Annotated in this window: 8 protein-coding genes and 1 pseudogene; 4 read left to right on the top strand and 5 right to left on the bottom strand. The window is 60.4% G+C overall.

Features of this window, described 5'->3' with window-relative positions:
- Positions 1 to 115 precede the first annotated feature (115 nt).
- The 4 genes from ACCQ12_RS11860 to ACCQ12_RS11845 all read left to right on the top strand — a co-directional run bounded on the left by ACCQ12_RS11860 (position 116) and on the right by ACCQ12_RS11845 (position 10,168).
- Entirely contained in the window at positions 116 to 2,377 is a 2,262-nt protein-coding gene (locus ACCQ12_RS11860) for a S9 family peptidase (protein ID WP_372381794.1), read from the top strand.
- Between the two features lie 187 nt (positions 2,378 to 2,564).
- Entirely contained in the window at positions 2,565 to 4,331 is a 1,767-nt protein-coding gene (locus ACCQ12_RS11855) for a DUF6055 domain-containing protein (RefSeq protein ID WP_372381793.1), read from the top strand.
- Positions 4,332 to 4,746: 415 nt separating this feature from the next.
- Positions 4,747 to 7,641 (top strand): TonB-dependent receptor, encoded by a 2,895-nt coding sequence (locus ACCQ12_RS11850; RefSeq protein ID WP_372381792.1) that lies wholly within the window; start codon positions 4,747 to 4,749, stop codon positions 7,639 to 7,641.
- Between the two features lie 151 nt (positions 7,642 to 7,792).
- Positions 7,793 to 10,168, top strand: coding sequence for a beta-L-arabinofuranosidase domain-containing protein (locus tag ACCQ12_RS11845; protein WP_372381791.1), 2,376 nt, complete (start codon positions 7,793 to 7,795; stop codon positions 10,166 to 10,168).
- A gap of 74 nt (positions 10,169 to 10,242) precedes the next feature.
- Here the strand turns inward: ACCQ12_RS11845 and ACCQ12_RS11840 are convergent, their stop codons facing one another.
- From ACCQ12_RS11840 to htpG, 5 genes and pseudogenes are all read right to left on the bottom strand, one after another.
- Complete coding sequence (locus tag ACCQ12_RS11840; protein ID WP_372381790.1) at positions 10,243 to 10,566, bottom strand: hypothetical protein; 324 nt, start codon at positions 10,564 to 10,566, stop codon at positions 10,243 to 10,245.
- Positions 10,563 to 11,482 (bottom strand): annotated as a pseudogene (locus tag ACCQ12_RS11835) (DUF4329 domain-containing protein); the annotation flags it as partial. The gene ACCQ12_RS11840 and the pseudogene ACCQ12_RS11835, both read right to left, overlap by 4 nt.
- A gap of 174 nt (positions 11,483 to 11,656) precedes the next feature.
- On the bottom strand, positions 11,657 to 12,103 hold the full coding sequence (locus ACCQ12_RS11830) for a YbbD-related protein (protein WP_372381789.1): 447 nt from the start codon (positions 12,101 to 12,103) through the stop codon (positions 11,657 to 11,659).
- A 1-nt stretch (position 12,104) separates the two neighbouring features.
- On the bottom strand, positions 12,105 to 16,886 hold the full coding sequence (locus tag ACCQ12_RS11825; RefSeq protein ID WP_372381788.1) for an RHS repeat-associated core domain-containing protein: 4,782 nt from the start codon (positions 16,884 to 16,886) through the stop codon (positions 12,105 to 12,107).
- A gap of 303 nt (positions 16,887 to 17,189) precedes the next feature.
- Entirely contained in the window at positions 17,190 to 19,094 is a 1,905-nt protein-coding gene (gene htpG / locus ACCQ12_RS11820) for a molecular chaperone HtpG (protein WP_372381787.1), read from the bottom strand.
- Between the last annotated feature and the right edge of the window lie 41 nt (positions 19,095 to 19,135).

The following is a 19,135-nucleotide window of genomic DNA, read 5'->3' as shown; positions in this document are numbered from 1 at the left end:
CGCTGCCGATGCTGCAACCTGAATACAAGTGGCTTCTGGCCCGTCCTTCAAGAGAATACGCGTGCACCTTTCGTCACATCTTCGTACCTCAATCGTCGCGTGGTGCATCAGCATCGTGTGTTGGCCGGGCGTCATCAGCGCCGCGCCGCCACCGCCCACGACCGCGCAGTACACACAGGCCTTGGGATTGGCCGGGCACTATGCGTCGTTGGTCGATCACCAACCCAGCGAGCCGGTATGGATCGATGATTCACATTTTTTGTATAGGCGTGGCGTGGCACGCGCCGATCGGGCACCGGCGATCGAGTACCGATTGGTGGATGCCACCAACGGCCGCAACACGCTGGCATTCGATCATGCGCGCCTGGCGTCTGCGCTGACACGGGCCGGCGCACAAAATGTCGATGCCTCCTCGTTGATGCTCTCAAAGCCAACACTAGAGCAGCAGCGCTTGCGCTTCCAACTGACCGGTCTGGGCTGGCACTGCGATCTGCAGCGCTATCGCTGCGCGCATGTACCCGAACGCGACCTGCCGGCCGAATCGATGGACATGCGCCTGCCGCTCATACAGGGCGAGCAGCAGGCCAAGGTGTCGCCGGATGGCCGTTGGCGCGCCTGGGTGGAGCAGGCCAATCTGGTGATCGCACCGGTCGGCAGTAGTGAGCGCAGCGTGCTCACCCGCGACGGCAATGCGCAGGACTACTACGCACTCGACAGTGTGGTGTGGTCACCGGATTCGCAGCATCTGGCGGCGTATCGGGTCAAGGCGCCACCGCCGCGGATGGTGTATTACATCGAATCCGCACCGCCCGATCAGCTGCAGCCCAAGTTGCACCAACAGGTCTACCCCAAGCCCGGTGACGAACTGCCGGTGATGCAGCCGGTGCTGTTCGACATCGCCACGCACGCGGCGCATCCGGTGGCGATGACCTTGCTGCCCAATGCCTTCACCTTGAGCGAGATGGTCTGGTGGAAGGACAGCCGCGGCTTCACCTTCGAATACAACGCACGCGGGCACCAACTGTATCGGGTGATCGAAGTGGACGCCCGCACGGCCGCCGCGCGTACGCTCATCGAAGAAACATCGCCCACCTTCATCGAATACTCCGAGCTCAGCGGCGAGCATGAAGACGGCGGCAAGCATGCGCGCCGCGATCTGGCCGACGGTGCGCAGGTGGTGTGGGCCTCCGAGCGCGACGGCTGGGAGCATCTGTACCTGTACGACGGCCGCCGCGGCGAGGTGATCCGCCAGATCACCCGCGGCGACTGGGTGGTGCGCAAGCTCGATCGCGTCGACGAGGCCACGGGGCAGGTGTACTTCACCGCCTCCGGTATGCAGCCCGGCGAAGACCCGTACTACCGCCACGCGTATCGCATTGGCCTGGATGGCAGCGGGCTCACCGCATTGACGCCGTTGGCTGCCGATCATGAAGTGCACTATTCACCGGATGGAATGTGGCTACTTGATCTTTACTCGCGCGTGGACCTGGGCCCGGTACTGGAGCTGCGGCGCAGCGCAGATGGCAGCCTGGCACGCACCGTGGAGCGCACCGATCTGAGTCGCCTGCTGGCGGCCGGCTGGCAAGCGCCGCTGCCGTTCCATAGCACCGGGCGCGATGGCAAGACCGAGATCTGGGGCGTGATCCAGCGCCCGCAGCAGTTCGATCCGCAGCAGCGCTACCGCGTTATCGAAGACATCTACGCAGGCCCGCAGGGCTCGTTCGTGCCGAAGAGTTTCACCACCGCCACGCCGGCACTCACCGGGCTGGGGTTTGCGGTGGCGTCCATCGATGGCATGGGCACCAACAACCGCTCGCGCGCCTTTCACGATGTGGCCTGGCGCAATCTCAAGGACGCCGGCTTGCCGGACCGCATCGCCTGGCATCAAGCCGCCGCGGCGCAGTACCCGTGGTACGACATCGGCGGCGGTGTCGGTGTGTATGGCACCTCCGCCGGCGGGCAGAACGCATTGGCGGCGCTGCTGTTCCATCCGGAGTTCTACATGGCAGGCGTGGCCAATTCCGGCTGCCACGACAACCGCATGGACAAGATCTGGTGGAACGAGCAGTGGATGGGCTGGCCGGTGGGACCGTGGTACAGCGAATCGTCGAACGTGGACAATGCCGCGCGCCTGCAAGGGCATCTGCTGCTGGTCACCGGCGACATGGACATGAATGTCGACCCGGCAAGCACCTTCCAGGTGGCCGACCGCCTGATCAAGGCCGGCAAGGACTTCGATCTGCTGGTCGTGCCGGGCGGCGATCATGGTGCCGGCGGCACCTACGGCAAGCGCCGTCTGCTGGATTTCTTCCTGCGCTGGATGCAGCAATCGCCAACGCCGGAGTGGAATCGCGTGTCTGCGGTGCCAGCGCAATGACGCAGCCCCTGCACGCAGACGCCGACACCGCGTCGAAGCGATGCGTCCATGCGTCGGGCATGCAAGGTCAACATTCTGCCGGCTGGTTGGCAACGCACGCCGGCCCCAAGGTCGGTCTCATGGCCGACGACTTATTTCGATCAGGTAAGCGCCCATGACGGCGCGCTTCGTTTTGGAGAGCGAGCCGATGAAAACATCGCACACCCGTGTGCCCCGATGGATGCTTGGCGCTGTCCTGGCTGCATCCCTGCCTGGCCTGGCGTTGGCCGCAGAGACAGTGGGTTGCCAAAGCCTTTCACAGCGCTATCCCTGGGGCAGTGCAGAGCCACTGCGCACCTGGACACCCAACAACATCCAGCCCGACGCCGGAAAGCCGAACAATGCCGGTGTCGCCCAGGGCCAGCCCTTCGATGCCAGGTTGGTCATCGCCGTCGGCGAGGCTTCTGCACAGTCGCGGCGTACGGTCCTGCTGGAGTCATCCGATGGCTGTCGCCGGCGATACCAACTCAACTCGTTTGGCGATGCCGACCTGCGCTATGTCGCCAACCTGGCCAAGGCACACCCGGTGCGCAAGGACACGCGCAGCTATGCCACCGCGCCCGCACCCGACACCATCACGCCGGCAATGCTGGTAAATGGCTCGGCGAAGAAATACGAGACACAGCATTTTGTATTCTGGTACGGCGTCGATCGCAAAGGTGAGAGCTACCGCGATGTGGCCAGCCGGGGGATCGCCTGGGACGATTTCGTGACGCAAAGTGCGGCGTGGCTGGAGCGGGTCTGGGAGATGAATGCACAGGTGCTCAACGCGCCGATGCCGTATGCCGACGCCGCCCAGCCAAAGCGCATCAATGTGTACCTGTGCGCCACCGGGTTGCCCTATGTGCAAGGCGGCGATCTCACCGACTGTGGCGCAGCCGGTGGTCAATCCATGGGTGTCACGGCCTGGGCGCTGGGCTATGGGTCATTTTCGATGGCGCATGAATTCATCCATGTGATCCAGTATTACAGCGGCGGCTATCGCAACCTGCAGGCGGCGGGGTGGTTCTGGGAAACCAACGCCAACTGGAGCGCCTACCAGACCACGCGCATGGACGATCAGTGGCTGTCGTACTACTACTCGAATCTGGAAAACGGCCCGTTCTTTCCGCAAAGCCGTTACGGCGCGCACCCGTTTCTGATGTATCTGGACGAGAACGATGCCACCCGGCCGTTGGTCTGGAACATGTGGTTGAAGAATCAGCGCAACGCCGCAGGCGACACGCTCGAAACGCCGGTACAGACGCTGGTGCGTCTGGGGCAGCAAGGCGGGCAGTTTCCGAACGGATACCGCTCGTTCGCGGAGATGGTGGGGCGTTATGGCGCACGTCTGGCAGCGTTCGACTTCGCAAGCCAGAAGGCAATGCTCGATATCGGCAACGGTAATGCCGCCGGCAAGCGGTATGTCCCGCTCAAGCCGTTGGCCATGCGCGGCAGTTACGCGTCGTTGCCGGAGCGCCCGCTGAATATCTACGGCACGCATGTGATTCCGCTCACGCCGGACGCCGCTGCAACGTCGATTGCGGTCAGCTTGAAGGGCAGGACCACTGCCGATCAGGCATCGTGGCGGTTTACCGTGCTGGCACTGGATGCCCAGTCGCATCCGCACTATGCGCCGCTGGCCGCAGTAGAAGGCACTGCTTCTGCCACCGTCACGTTTCCGCTGCAGGCCGCAAGCGGCACCAGCTACTTCCTGGTCGTGACCGCAACGCCGTATCGCTACTCGGTGGTGCCCACCGGGGAAGAACAACTGGCCGGCAAGAGGGCAACCACGTTTCCCTACGAGGTCGCCATCCAGGGCGCAACGCCGTTGGTAGGCCCCGCTGCGACCTGTTACGCCTACAAGGGCAGCGGTGGTCTGGATCGAAACTGGAACACCAACGGCCACAACTTCGAACCGCAACCCTGTCGATGAGGTGACCGCGCGTGTTCGCTGCTGACTGTGCGGCCGCGCTTGTGCCGGCAATCGCGCGCAAGCAGTAGAGCACGCTGGGTGTGCTGGCACCTTGCAGAAACCATGCTGTTTTCCGCATGCGCTGTCGCCAAATGCGACAAGACGTGGCGCGTGCGCACAGGCACATTGTGACCAGCTGATGAAACTGGAGCGCATGGGCGCCTTCAGTGCGGAATCAAATTCTTCCTGACAACACGCGTTGCAGCGCGGTCTTTCGATCGCCTGTGCCGCAGGTTGTCCGCGTGTCTGCAATACGGGCGTGAGCAGCGGTTTCGTTGCGTCATGCGTCTGCCAATCACCTCGACCTGCGCCGCTGTACGCCGGCACGGGCGTGTGTTGCCCATCGTTCGCCTGCTGTACGACTCAGGAGCCTTGCATGCCGATGTTGCCGTTGCCTCCCTCCCGCACCTGCGGCGCCACCGTGCGGCCATTGCCGAGCATGCTCACCACCGCGCTGTTTCTCGCGCTGTCGGCAGGTGCGGTCGCGCCGGTGTCTGCACAGCAGGCGACCGCGGGCGATGCGACGCAGACCCTGGACAGCGTGGTGGTCACCGGCTCGCGCCTGCGCCGCGTGGATACCGAAACCGCCAACCCGGTCGTCACCGTCAGCCAGGAACAGATCGCCGCCACCGGCAAGGCGACCGTTGGCGATCTGTTGCAGGAGCTGCCCTCCATCGCCGGCAACGCCACCAATCCGTATACCAACAACGGCGGCGGCACCGGTGCATCCGCCATTTCGCTGCGCGGCCTGGGCGACAAACGCACGCTGGTGCTGGTCAACGGCATCCGGCTGGCCTACAACGACGTCAACGCCATTCCGTCCAGCATGATCGAGCGGATCGAAGTGCTCAGCGACGGTGCGTCTGCGGTGTACGGTTCCGATGCGATCGGTGGCGTGGTCAATTTCATCCTGCGCACGCGCTTCGACGGCGTGCAGTTCAGCAGCGACTTCGGCACCAGCAGCGAAGGTGATGGCAACCGCCGCAACTTCACCCTGACCACCGGCAAGACCTGGGAGCGCGGCAGCCTGATCGGCGGCTTGTCATATCACAACATCGACCCGGTGTCGGCAGCGGCGCGCGATTACTCCAGGGACGCGCTCGCCTTGACCAATGGCCAACCGGTGAAGCAGGGCTCGTCCGCCACGCCCACCGGCACGGTCAACTTCAACGATGGCTCGGAGCAATCGCTGCTGCTCGCCCAGTCCAATGGCTGCGGGCGCGTCACCCTCAACAGCGGCGTCAGCGGGCGCGCCGGCCCGGGCGATTTCCATTGCTACAGCGCCAGCGCAGACTCCTACAACTACCAGCCGTTCAACCTGCTGCAAACGCCGCAAAAGCGCACCAATGCCTTCCTGCTGGGCACTTATCGCTTCAGCGACAGCATCGAGGGCTACGTCAATACCTGGTTCAGTAAAACCGAATCGGCCTCGATCATTGCGCCGATTCCGATCTTCTCCAACGGCGACAACATCCTGGTGTCGGCGCAGAGTTACTACAACCCGTTCGGCGTGAACTTCGGCACCGACCGCAGCACCGGCACCTCCTACAACGACCTCAACACGCGCGCCACCGTGCTGGGCAATCGCAGCTACCAATACGACACCTACAACTTCCAGATCAGCCCCGGCCTGCGCGGCCGCTTCGGCGACAGCTCCTGGCAATGGGATGCCACCTTCAACTACGGCAAGGTCAAGCAGAAGTCGATCAACAACGGCTTTCTCGACTATGCCGCGTTCAATCAGGCCATCGGCCCGTCGTTCCTGGACAGCGATGGTGCGGTCAGGTGCGGCAGCGCCGGCGCAGCGATTGCCGGCTGCACGCCGCTGAATTTCTTCAACCTCAACGACAGCGCCAACCTGGCCACGTTGCAAGGCATGGTGGTCAATCCCATCGTCACCAGCGTGTACACGGTCAAGCAGTTCGAGGCCAATGCCAACGGCACCCTGTTCGACTTGCCTGCCGGGGCGGCCAGCCTGGCGGCCGGCATTTCCTACCGTAAGGAGCGCTCCACCACAGCCTCGGACCCGCTATGGACCGGCGATGAAAACGGCCTGTGCGGGGTGATCGAGTTCTGCTCGTCCACCCTGAGCGGCAGTTTCGATGTCAAGGAAGCCTATGCCGAAGCGCTGTTCCCGCTGCTCAAGGATCTGCCCGGCATCAACGCGTTGAACGTCACCGTGGGTACGCGTTTTTCCGACTACAGCTCGGTGGGCAGCAAGACCAATAGCAAGGTATCGCTAGAGTATCGCCCGATCGAAAACCTGCTGCTGCGCGGCACCGTGTCGCAGGTGTTCCGCGCGCCCAACATCAACGAACTGTATGCCGGCGTGGCCGGCGATGCGGCGACCGTCAACGACCCCTGCAATGGCTACACCGGCGGCAACACCGTGGCCTGCGCCAACGTGCCCACCGATGGCAGCTACCAGCAATCGGACGGGCAGGTGTCTGGCAAGGTGTCCGGTGCGGCGGTGGCGGGTTACCAGCTCAAGCCGGAAACCGGCAAGTCGTACGATGTGGGGTTCGTGTATGACCCGCAATGGATCGACGGCCTGTCGCTGAGCGCGGACTGGTGGCGCATCGACCTGGAAGACACCATCACCACGGTGTCCGCGCAGACCGTGCTCAATCAATGCTTCGCCAACCCGGCCAGCACGTTCTGCCCGCTGATCCATCGCAACGGCAACGGCACCATCAATTACATCGCCGAACCAACCGTCAACCTGGGCAAGCTCTGGGCCAAGGGCATGGATTTCAACCTGACCTATCGCTTGCCGGCAACTGCCTGGGGCAATGTCACCGCCGGCCTCAACGGCACCTATCTCACCCGTTACGACGTGCTGCCCGACACCACCGACCCCAGCTCGGTCACCATCCACAACGTGGGCCGCTACACCCAGGCCTACGGCAACTTCCCGCGCTGGCGTGCATTGGGTACGCTGAGCTGGTCACTGGACGACTGGAGCGCCACCTGGCGCATCCGCTATGTGGGGCACACCGCCATCGGCAATTCGGATCCGGACCAGAGCCTGTCGGCCGACTCCAGCGAGCCGATGGTGGTGCGCAACATCGGCGCCTACGTCTACAACAACCTGCAGCTTGGCTACAACGTGGAGCCGTGGCACACGCGCCTTGAAGTGGGCGTGGACAACATCGCCAACAAGCAGCCGCCGCTGTATTACTCCAACAACGTGGGTAATGCGAACACCGACGTGGCGACCTACGATCTGCTGGGTCGGTTCTACTGGGCGCGCGCGACGGTGAAGTTTTGAGTGCGGCGGTGTCGTCGCCATGCAGTGTGTCCGGGGCTAGTCGGTCGCGTGAGTCACACCTGTGCAGGCGCGAGTAGTTGCGCGGCTGCACAGCCCTTTGTTGCAATGGTGCGCGCAGTCCGTGCGTGCCGACAGGAGCTAAGCTGAGCCCATGACGGAGATGCCTGCGAGCGAATCAATTGACGCCCACGCACTGAATATGTCGCGGCGGCGTTTTCTGGCCTGGAGCAGCCTGGCGGTTGCCGCAGGCTTCCTGCGGTTTCCGGCCCAGGCCAGCGCTGCGCAGCCGGGCAGCGTGCGCGCGGTGCCGCTGGCCCAGGTCAGGCTCACGCCGTCGTTGTTCCTGGATGCGCTCAATACCAACCGCCGTTATCTGATGCGCCTGCAGCCGGACCGCCTGCTGCACAACTTCGTGCTGTACGCCGGCCTCGATCCCAAGGCGCCGGCCTATGGCGGCTGGGAAGCGGACACCATCGCCGGGCACACGCTCGGCCACTACCTCAGCGCACTGGCGCTGATGCATGCGCAGACCGGCGATGCGCAATGCCGCACGCGCGCTGCCTATATCGTCAGCGAACTGGCCCGCTGCCAGGCGCATGCCGGCGATGGCTACGTGGCCGGCTTCACCCGCAAGAACCCGGCAGGGCAGATCGAAAGCGGGCGTGCGGTCTTCGACGAACTCAAGCGCGGCAAGATCGACCCGGCGCCGTTCTATCTCAACGGTAGCTGGGCGCCGCTGTACACCTGGCACAAATTATTCGCGGGTTTGCTGGACGTGCATGCGCATTGCGACAACGCGCAAGCGCTGCAGGTGGCAGTCGGTCTGGCCGGGTATCTGCAGGGCATCTTCTCCGCGCTCGACGACCCGCAATTGCAGAAGGTGTTGTCGTGCGAATTCGGCGGCCTCAACGAATCGTTCGTCGAACTGCATGTGCAAACCGGCGACGCGCAATGGTTGGCGCTGGCGCAACGCCTGCATCATCACGCCGTTCTCGACCCACTCATCGCCCAACGCGACGAGCTGGTCCACCAGCATTCCAACACCAACATCCCCAAACTGATCGGCTTGGCACGCGAGTACGAAGTCACCGGCGATGCCGCATCTGGCGCCGCAGTGCGCTTCTTCTGGCACACCGTCACCGACCACCACACCTATGTGATCGGCGGTAATGGCGACCGAGAATACTTCCAGCAGCCGGACAGCATCTCGAAATTCGTCACCGAGCAGACCTGCGAGCATTGCGCCAGCTACAACATGCTCAAGCTCACCCGGCATCTGTATCAATGGGGGCTGCAGGCGGCGTTCTTCGACTACTACGAGCGCACCCTGCTCAACCACGTGATGGCGCAGCAGCACCCGCGCACCGGCATGTTCACCTACATGACACCGCTGCTGGCCGGCGAGGCGCGCGGCTGGTCGTCGCCGTTCGACGATTTCTGGTGTTGCGTCGGCAGCGGCATGGAAGCGCACGCGCAGTTCGGCGACTCGATCTACTGGGAAGACGGGCAGGGCGTCTACGTCAATCTATATGTGCCCTCCACGGTGCGCGATGCCGCTGGCTTCGCATTGACCTTGCACAGCACGCTGCCCGAGCAAGGCCAGGTGGCACTGCGCATCGACGCCGCGCCAGCGGAGGCACGCACGCTGGCCTTGCGCATGCCCGGCTGGGCCAGCGCGCCCACGCTGCAGATCAACGGTGAGCTGCAAACCCTGCAGCCGGTGGACGGCTACCTGCGCATCACGCGGGCGTGGAAGGCTGGCGACAACGTGTCCCTGCAGCTGGACATGCCGTTGCGCCTGGAACCCACGGCGGACGACCCGGCTTGGGTGGCGCTCATGCGCGGCCCGCTGGTGCTCGCCGCCGATCTTGGCGACGCCGCAAAGCCCTGGAGCACCAAGACCCCCGCACTGGTCGGCGGTGATGAGGTACTGCAACGCCTGCAACCACTGCCGGCACACGGCCATTACGCATATGCCGACGGCGCCCAGCAATGGCATTTCTCGCCGTTCTACGCCCAGTTCGACCGCCGCAGCGCGGTGTACCTGGAGCATCGCGACGCCGCCGCCTGGCAGCAACGCCAGGCCGAACAGGCCGCCAACGCGCAACAGCAAAAAGCCCTGGATACCCGCGCGCTCGACCACGTTGCGCTTGGCGAAGACACTTCCGAAAAAGCCCACGCACTCACCAGCGAAAGCTCCTACGCACTGAGCTACCGCCGCCGCGCCGGCCGCGACGCCCGCACCGGCGGCTTCATCGCCTTCACCGTGCGCAACACCGCACAGGCGCGCATTCTGCGCCTGCGCTACTGGGGTGACGAAACCCGCCGCCGCTTCCGCATCCTCGCCGACAGCGAACTCATCGCCAACGAACGCCTCGACGGCAACCGCGGCCTGGATTTCGTCGACGTGGACTACGCCCTACCCGCAGCGGTAGCAGGCCGCACCACCCTGCAGATCCGCATCGAACCGGAAACCGGTTATTCGGCAGGGCCGGCGTTTGGGTGTTGGGTGCTTGAGTCGGCGTAAGTGTCGCAGTGAATGAATTTTAATCGTACGACGATCATCTACGAAACCTCAGAAAGCAGCAGTGCGGTATAAATTTATTCGTACCCCTTAAATTTTATAATTTTCGCGTCCTTTTTGCTGAGCGTGTATTCTCCGCCGCCGCCTATGATTCCTAAGCGCCTATCCACTAGAAAGACGACTACTACTGTTGAAGGTGTTTCAGCAATTCCCATGGAGTAAGATTCGAGGTCTCTTAGTGATGAATATTCGCCACTGTGCGGATACATGGCTATTATCCGACGTTGAAAATCTTTGCTCGCCACTTCAATCGATTTAATGGTCTCTGCATCATTGGCTTCGGTGTTAGAAATTCCGGCGAAGAATAAAGATAAAAATAGCATGAAGAATTTGAATTTCATAATTGCCATCCGAGCGCATTGCTGAGGAATTCCAGGAGCTTATTGTTGTTGCCGTCACATCCACAGCCGGAGCTCGGAATCGCGTCAGGGAGATCACTGTAAGGCGAACCTGAAGTGGAAAATCTCAATAACTTGCCCGAGGGTGTTCCTAAGTAGGCGGCATCCCCATAGGGTATTCTTGTGTCAGCCTTTGAGAACGCTTCCCCCACATAGCCGGGAGTTACATCTCCGTGCGTGTGGTACGCGCCAGTTGCTCCATCTGGCCGCGGGCCAGGGTTCACTGAAGATGTCAGACCGCGTCGTGGCGCCGTGTAATTATAGTACCCGTTCGGTTTTTGATACACCCAGCCACGGTATTCCATATCTTCTTTTATCGATGCCGGTAGGATGTCCTTAAGCGCCTGAGCTGCTGCCAAATTTTCTGTCCTGTAACAATCACCTGGAAGCAGGCCAAATTTGTCCGACCAACGGAATGGACTTGAGAGGCTATAAACGTAAGTGCCCATCCCTCCGTTAAATCCACTCGGATCACTCTGTCCATACCGTCCGGTAGCCGCCTCATAGTCCCGGAAGTAGTTCTGATTCAACCCACTCGCCGCATCGAAGCGCTGCCCCGGAAACCGCATATCCAACAACAGCGCAGCCCCATCGCCATCCGGATCCTGATTCGGCGCGGTGTGCCGAAGGCTTCGCCCTTCAAGCTCCATGTCCACACCGCTACATCGGGGGTGGGGTCGATCACCACGCGCGGGCTGCCCAAGTGGTCCGGTTCGATGTAGTGCAGTTTGTTGGCGTTGGCGAGCAGGACGACCGGTAGATCGTCCTGCCAGATAGCCTGCTGCTTGGGCGCGCCGTTGTTGTCGTAGTCGCCCAGCCAGTGGCCGGCTTCATCGTAGAGCGTGTAGGTGTTGGTGGTAGATCCAACGGCGGGCAGTAACGTGCGTTGCTCAGCAAGACGCAAGGGGGCGCTACTGGCCTCGGTCATGACGACATTTGCGGCTTGGTCTTATGGTTTTTGTAGGTGGCTGGTCGGTATGCCATAATATTAATATATGGTTTTTGCTTTCCTCAGAAACTAACGTCGATAGATTTAACTGGACGTGCATTTTGAAGTAAACGGCATTCCGGCTGGTTCAATATAATAAAATAATCCATCGCCATCCGTTGCTAATATTCCTGGCCCTTCTTGAGTACACCTAAGATAATAAAAATATAGTTTTGTTTTCTTTGCTTCTGGAAGTTCTGTTGAGCGAATAAGCAGCAAGGCGTCCTCATACATTCCTTTCTCTATTATTTTTAGCTTTGAGAGGAATGTAGTGTCTTTTGATGAAAACTTTACGGCAATCTGATTTACGTCTACATCATGGTTCTCATAAATATTTGTAGAGCTCTTTGGTAGAAATTCTGGTATCCAGCCCTTTTCGATAGCTCCATCCTCTAAGGCATCTTTATATGTAGGATAATTCTTGAAATTAACCCCTTTCTCACAAGCGCTTAAAGTGATTAAAATGGCGATGGCTAGATAAATGAGTTTCAACTTATTTTCCCCAATCAGGGCGGTATTCGAGCATAAATTTTCTGCGTGCTAATGGCAGATTATCCAGCAATGGGGAACATCTGGAGCTGCAGTCGGCGCCTGCTGGGCAGGTGGCCCCAATTTTGTTTACAGCCATGTCTGCCGCGTTGTCACTAAGCATTTCATCGATCGAGAGTTCGCGGTCTCCGTACTTTCCGACAAGATTGAGTGCGAAATCACGAATTTCCTTATTTTGCATTTGATCCAGAACCATTTGCGAATCGCCCGAAGCTTTGGTGGCTTTGCATGCGGCTAAGCAATGGAAGAATTGATCTGTCCCTCTTACATTCTTCTTAAGCATTTCCTGATACGTTTGCGTCAGCTGAGACATTGAAAGTTGTTTCCGCCGTTGGTCTTGATAATCTTTTTGTATTTGAGATTGACTTGGTAGCTGGTTGTCATTTATTAGTCCGAGCGAATCCGAGAATTTATACGGATCGGAGCTGACGTAAGAAAAAGTTGCGCTGCCACCGGCTAAACCAATTGGATCACTCTGTCCATAGCGCCCGGTTGCAGCGTCGTAGTCCCGGAAGTAGTTCTGATTCAACCCGCTCGCCGCGTCAAACCGCTGCCCCGGGAAGCGCATATCCAACACCAGCGCTGCACCATCTCCATCAGGATCCTGATTCGGTGCGGTGTTGCCGAAGGCTTCGCCCTTCAAGCTCCATGTCCACACGGCCACATCGCGGGTTGGGTCGATCACCACGCGCGGGCTGCCCAGGTGATCGGGTTCGATGTAGTGCAGGGTGTTGGCGTTAGCCAGCAGGCCGACCGGTAGATCGTCCAGCCAGAGCGCCTGTTGCTTGGGCGCGCCGTTGTTGTCGTAGTCGCCTAGCCAGTGGCCGGCTTCATCGTAGAGCGTGTAGGTATTGGTGGTGCCGAGGAAGCGGCGCACCTGCTCGCCACGGCCGTTGTAGCGGTAGTTCATCACCAGCGCGCCTGCGCGCTTGGCCATGCTCATGCGGCCGGATGCATCGTAGGAGAACTCCCTCGCTTTGCCGCCGATCGTCAGCGTTTTTCCCGTTTTGTCGTAAGTGCGCGCCACGCTTGCTACCGCACTCAGGCGATGATTGGTCGCCGGATAGGTGTAAGCCTGTGTCACGCCGCCGACCTTGGCGCTGAGGCGATTGCCGGTGGCGTCATAGCTATAGCCGTCGATGACTGTTCCAGTGGTACCGTCCGTGAGGGCGGTGAGGCGGCCAAGGGTGTCGTAGCCCAGGCCGATCTCTGGTGTGGGATTGCCTGCTGGGGTGAGCGCGGTGAGATTGCCGACAGGATCGAAGCCGAAGCCCACTTCCAGTCCGCCGGGGCGGGTGTCCTGGATCGCTTGCGGGCGATAGTCCAGATCGTACCGGCGGGCGAGGGTGCGGCCATTGCCGTAGGTCCAGCCGGCGGCCGGGCCGAACGGATAGTAGCTGGCGTTGCTCAGCAGTACCTGACGGCTGCCACCGGCCGGGGTAACGCCAACTTCGGTGGTCTGGCCTTGCGCGTTGCGCAGGTAATCGACCACCGCGCCATCCGGATAGGTCATGCGCCGCAGCTGCCCTCCGACCGTGTAGTCGTAACGCAGCACTAGTACTTTGCCATTGCTGGTCTGCACCTTGCGGGTAACATCGCCAAACGCGTTATAGCAATATTCGGTGGTGCCACTGGCATCGCTCATGCGCGACAGGCGGCCGACAACAAACGCTTCGCCGGCCGCACAGACCGTCGGCACAACGTCGTAGGCGTAACTGATATCCAGGCCGTCGGTTGGCTTTGGATATGTCAGCTTGGTGAGGCGATTGAGCGCGTCATAGCCGTAAGTCGTGATAACCCCACGCGCATCGGTCTGAGTGGCGCGGTTGCCGGCGCTGTCGTAGGTGTAAGCGGTGACGCCGGTATCTGGACTGGCCAGTTTTGTCAGGTCGCCAAACCCGTTGTACTCGTACGTGGTGCCCAATCCCTTTGGATCGCTGACCTTGGCCACGTTGCCTTGGTAGTCGTAAGTAAATTTGGTTTCGGCCTTGATGCCGCTGGCGTCCTGCAAGCTGCGTGCGAGCCTGTTCAGCGGGTCATACTCGCTCAGCGTGGCGGTACCCAACGCGTCGTTCACTGCGACGGTGTTGCCTTTCGCATCATAAGCAAAGTCGGTTGGATCGCTTGCAGCCGTCGCTTGGGTCTTGAGTTGCCCAAGCTGATTGTAGACGCGCGATAACGTACGTTTCAGCGTTCCGGCGACATCCCGAGTGTCTTCCTTGATCCGGTTTCCGGCGTTATCCAGGGTGTAGTGCAGCGTGTTGCCGGCATTGTCGGCAATATCGGTCGGGCGATGCGCACCGTCATATGTGAAGGTAGTGAATCCGCCGTCAGGTTGCGTGACTTGCTTGATCAGGCCGGTGGGCCAGTAATCGATGCGTGTGATAAGGTCGTCCAGGTCGCTCGCTGGATCGGCTCCGCGCACTTTGGCCGCGGTCAGCCAGCCGCGACGGTGGTAGCTGTAGTCGGTGATGTTGCCGTTTGCATCTTTGATGGAAAGCGGACGGCCTGCGCCATCGTAGGCGAGATACTCGGTCACCTGTCCAAGTGCATTGGTGGCTTTCCAAAGATCGCCTCTGCGGTGCGGGCAAGTTGTGGGCGCTCCAGCGCACGAACTATCGTCGCTTCCGTAGTAGGTGTAGGCAGTCGTATCCGGTACATCCGTGCGGGCACCATCGGACAGTGTGATCAGTCCCAGGATGGGGCAGCTACCCGCATCGAGAGCTGCTTGTTCGCAGTATTCATTGCGTGAGGTTCTCACTACGCCGGTGACAGCGTCTGTTTGTGTCCGGGCAATTTGCTGGCCACGTCCATTGTAGGTAAGAACGTTGGACCGGCGTAACTTGCCTTTGGGGTCGTAAATCCTGTGTTCGAGCAGTGTGTTTTTGGCGACATCGCGAACGAACTCCTCGCGTTGTTGCTGTGCGGTACCCGCCGCCTTGACGATTGCGGATAGATATGTCGGCTGGTACTCGTACTTCGTGACGGTTCCCGCGCGATCGGTTTTCGATTGCAAGCGTCCGTCGGCTAGGTAAGTATTCTTGTCGTTTCCAGCTTCACTGGCGAGGTTCTCCAGCGATCGATACAGGCCGGATCCTGCACTGAATATCTTCTTTTCGCCAAGCGCATAGGTCACGCTGGTTGTCGTTGAGCTATCGTAGCTGAGCGAGACGGCGTCCACTTGTTCACTTCCGGACTCCAAAGCACTACCAATGACGCGGCCATGGGGCTCGTAATTGAACGTGCCGTAGCGACGCCCATCTTCTGATGTGATGCCTGTGAGGTGATGTATCAATTTAGGGTCGGCAAGACCTTGCTCGTGATAGTGATAGCGCTTTACGCTGCCATCGCCATAATCTGCTGCGGTAAGGTTTGAGTCGCGATCATAGTCATAATTGATCAGGCTTCCGTCGGGAAGTGTGATGGATCGTAGGCGATCAAGTGCGTAGTTAAATTGGATTTTTCTGCCGGACGCGTCGGTCGCCGATATCAATTGTTCTTCGGTGTAAGAGAGTGTGACGTCGTTAGAAGGGGTTGCCGGATTTCGTACGGATAGCAGCGCACCGTCACGGTTGAAGTCCCGAATCTCACCAGAAGCCCCAAAGAGGCGATACTGCGCCTCTGGCGTATTCAGATAAATCATAATGCGATTCGAGTTCGCTCCTCGATAGATGTTTCCATATACTTTGACGAAATTTTCGTAGTTCCCCTCCGCATCGATCAAGACGGGGGAGTACGTGTCTGTTGAAACCAGATAGTCGCTGTAGCTATGCGACCAGCCAACCGCAAAAGGGTTGTCGCGGTCGCGGAATTGAGCGAGTGAGTGGTAGTACCTGGAAAAGGGTCTCCCCGCGAACATGAAGTCGGTTTCGGTCCGCGTCTTGTCACCAGTGGTGGGGTGACAGGGGTTTGCGGTGGAGCAACTCGATATCTGGCCCGCTCTGGCAGACATGAACGAGAAATCCGCGCTCGACCCGCACATCAGTGCTTGCGGAAGCTCGCTATCGGTCCAGCCGCCGCCGAAGTTGGGGGAAAGTCCGGACTCACACGAAATCAGGCGTCGCTTGTAGATCGACCAATTAAGCTTTCCCTTCGTCACCGTGCCATTGGATGCGGTGCAAGTGGTCTCGCTGCTAAAGTCTTTTTGACCGTAGCGGATGGCATTCCCGCTCAAGCCGAGGTTGGTGGTGTTGTAGTCGCGGGTTGTTTTTCCGAGGTCGAGACTGCATCCACTTTTGATGCGAGTGCGAAGATGTGCTAACGCAGCGCTAATTAGTTCGCCCTCGTTCGTGCAATATGTCGAATAATTTGGATCCTGCGGCGCGGCACAGCCTGGATTGCCCTGGCCGTGGACACCCATGTCAACCGTATAGATTGGATCGGCAATTTGTTTCGCTGGACGATCCAAAACGTCGTAACGTAGCGAAAGCTGCCCCGTAAGCGGATTGGTCACAGAGGTGAATGTGTGTTGGAGATACTGTCCGACGCCGGCGTATCGCGTACTGGCCGCCAACGCCGCCAGTGCCTCCACTTGCGTCGGATAGCATCCTCCCGATACGCAAAATTCAGCAGGCGGCAACGCCTGTGCCAAGACTGGCTCGTTGGGAGCTGATGCAATATAGGTGGCTGTGCAAAGTAAAACTCTGAGCAGCGCAGTCGTCACTTTGCAAGGGCGCGTGTGCGACGAACGTAATGCAGAATCAGTTTCCTGAGAAACGCTGTCCATGCAATCTTCCTTTGATATGAGCCTTTAGATCTCCTGTCGGCTTGGTCGACGGGAGCACTTCCTGTTTGACGCTATATCCATGCAGTCGCGTGCGAGCCTACGCCTTGATCACCCTGGCGTCCAGCGCTTGGCGCGCGAGTAGCAGTGGCTTGTCGAAACTGCCTCGCTCAGTGACGAGGCTCAGTCCTGATAAGGATTAGCGCGGGAGGACGCCATCTGCTATGGAGATTGCTGTAGACACTCAAATACAAAGACCGGCGATGACGCCGGTCTTTGTGTGTTTACCCCACCGCCACAACGGATTTAGGCCGACAACTCCAACAACAACTTATTCAACCGCCGCACATACCCAGCTGGATCCTTGAGGCTGTCGCCCGCCGCTAGCGCAGCCTGGTCGAACAACACCCGGCTCAGATCGCCGAAGCGGTCCATGTCGGCTTCCGCATCCAGCTTTTCGATCAGCGGGTGGGCCGGGTTGAATTCGAACACCGGCTTGGACTCCGGCACGGCCTGGCCGCTGGCTTCCAGCAGCTGACGCATCTGCAGGCCCAGGTCGCCCTGGCCGATGGCCAGGATTGCCGGGGAATCGGTCAGGCGGTGCGAGACGCGCACTTCGGCCACGTCGTCGCCCAGGGCGGCCTTGATGCGCGAGGCCAGGCCTTCCTTGGATTTGGCGACTTCTTCCTGCGCCTTCTTGTCTTCTTCCGAATCCAGCTTGCCCAGGTCCAGGTCGCCGCGTGCCACATCCACGAACGACTTGCCGTCGAACTCGGTGAGATAGCTCATCAGCCATTCGTCGATGCGGTCGGTGAGCAGCAGCACTTCGATGCCCTTCTTGCGGAACACTTCCAGGTGCGGGCTGTCCTTGATCTGCGCGTAGCTTTCGCCGGTGAGGTAGTACAGCTTGTCCTGGCCCTCGGCCAGACGGCTCACGTAATCGGCCAGGCCCACGCTCTGCGCGCCGGTGGTGTCATGCGTTGAGGAGAAGCGCAGCAGGCCGGCGATCTTTTCGCGGTTTGCATAATCTTCGGCCGGGCCTTCTTTCAATGCCTGGCCGAAGTTGCGCCAGAACGTCGCGTAGTCGTCCGGCTTGTCCTTGGCCAGCTTCTCCAGCATATCCAGCGAGCGTTTGGTCAATGCGGACTTCATCGAATCCACGACCGGGCCGGATTGCAGGATCTCGCGCGAGACATTGAGCGACAGGTCCGACGAATCGACCACGCCCTTGATGAAGCGCAGATACAGCGGCAGGAACTGCTCGGCCTGGTCCATGATGAAAACGCGCTGCACGTACAGCTTCAGGCCCTTGGCCGAGTCGCGGTGGTACAGGTCGAACGGGGCGCGGCCGGGCACGAACAGCAGCGAGGTGTATTCCAGCTTGCCCTCGACCTTGTTGTGGCTCCACGCCAGCGGGTTGCCCGCGTCGTGCGCCACGTGCTTGTAGAACTCCTGGTACTCCTCGTCCTTGATCTCGGACTTGGGGCGCGTCCACAACGCGCTGGCGCGGTTGACCGATTCCCACTCGGGTTCGGCGGGCTTGTCGGCCTCTTCGCCGTAGTGCTCCTTGCGCATCTCGATCGGCAGGCCGATGTGGTCGGAATACTTCTTGAGGATGTTGCGCAGGGTCCAGCCGTCGGCGAACGACTCTTCGCCTTCCTTCAGGTGCAGCACGATACGGGTGCCGCGCTCGGGCTTGTCGATGCTGGCGATTTCGAATTCGCCTTCGCCCCGCGAGGACCAATGCACGCCTTCGTTGGCAGGCAGGCCGGCGCGGCGCGAATACACGTCCACCTGGTCGGCGACGATGAAGGCGCTGTAGAAACCCACGCCGAACTGGCCGATCAGGTTGGCGTCCTTCTTCTGGTCGCCGCTCAGGTGCTTGAGGAAATCGGCGGTGCCGGACTTTGCAATCGTGCCCAGGTGCGACACCGCATCCTCGCGGCTCATGCCGATGCCGTTGTCGTCGATGCTGACGGTGCGCGCGTCCTTGTCGTAGTCGACGCGGATGCGCAGGTCGCTACCGCCTTCCAGCAGCTCGGGCTTGACCAAGGCTTCGAAGCGAAGCTTGTCGGCGGCGTCGGCGGCATTGGAGACCAGCTCGCGCAGGAAGATTTCCTTGTTCGAGTACAACGAATGGATCATCAGCTGCAGCAGCTGCTTGACCTCGGTCTGGAAGCCCAGCGTCTGCTTGTCGGTATCAACGGTCATTGGGGTCGTGCTCCATGGTGGTCCAGGCCGCACCGCGGCCG

Origin of the sequence: Xanthomonas sp. NCPPB 1068, from assembly GCF_041479385.2 — a bacterium.
Taxonomy (GTDB): Bacteria; Pseudomonadota; Gammaproteobacteria; order Xanthomonadales; family Xanthomonadaceae; genus Xanthomonas; species Xanthomonas cannabis.
The sequence above is the reverse complement of the archived record's forward strand: the minus strand, read 5'-3'. Positions and strand labels throughout refer to the sequence as shown.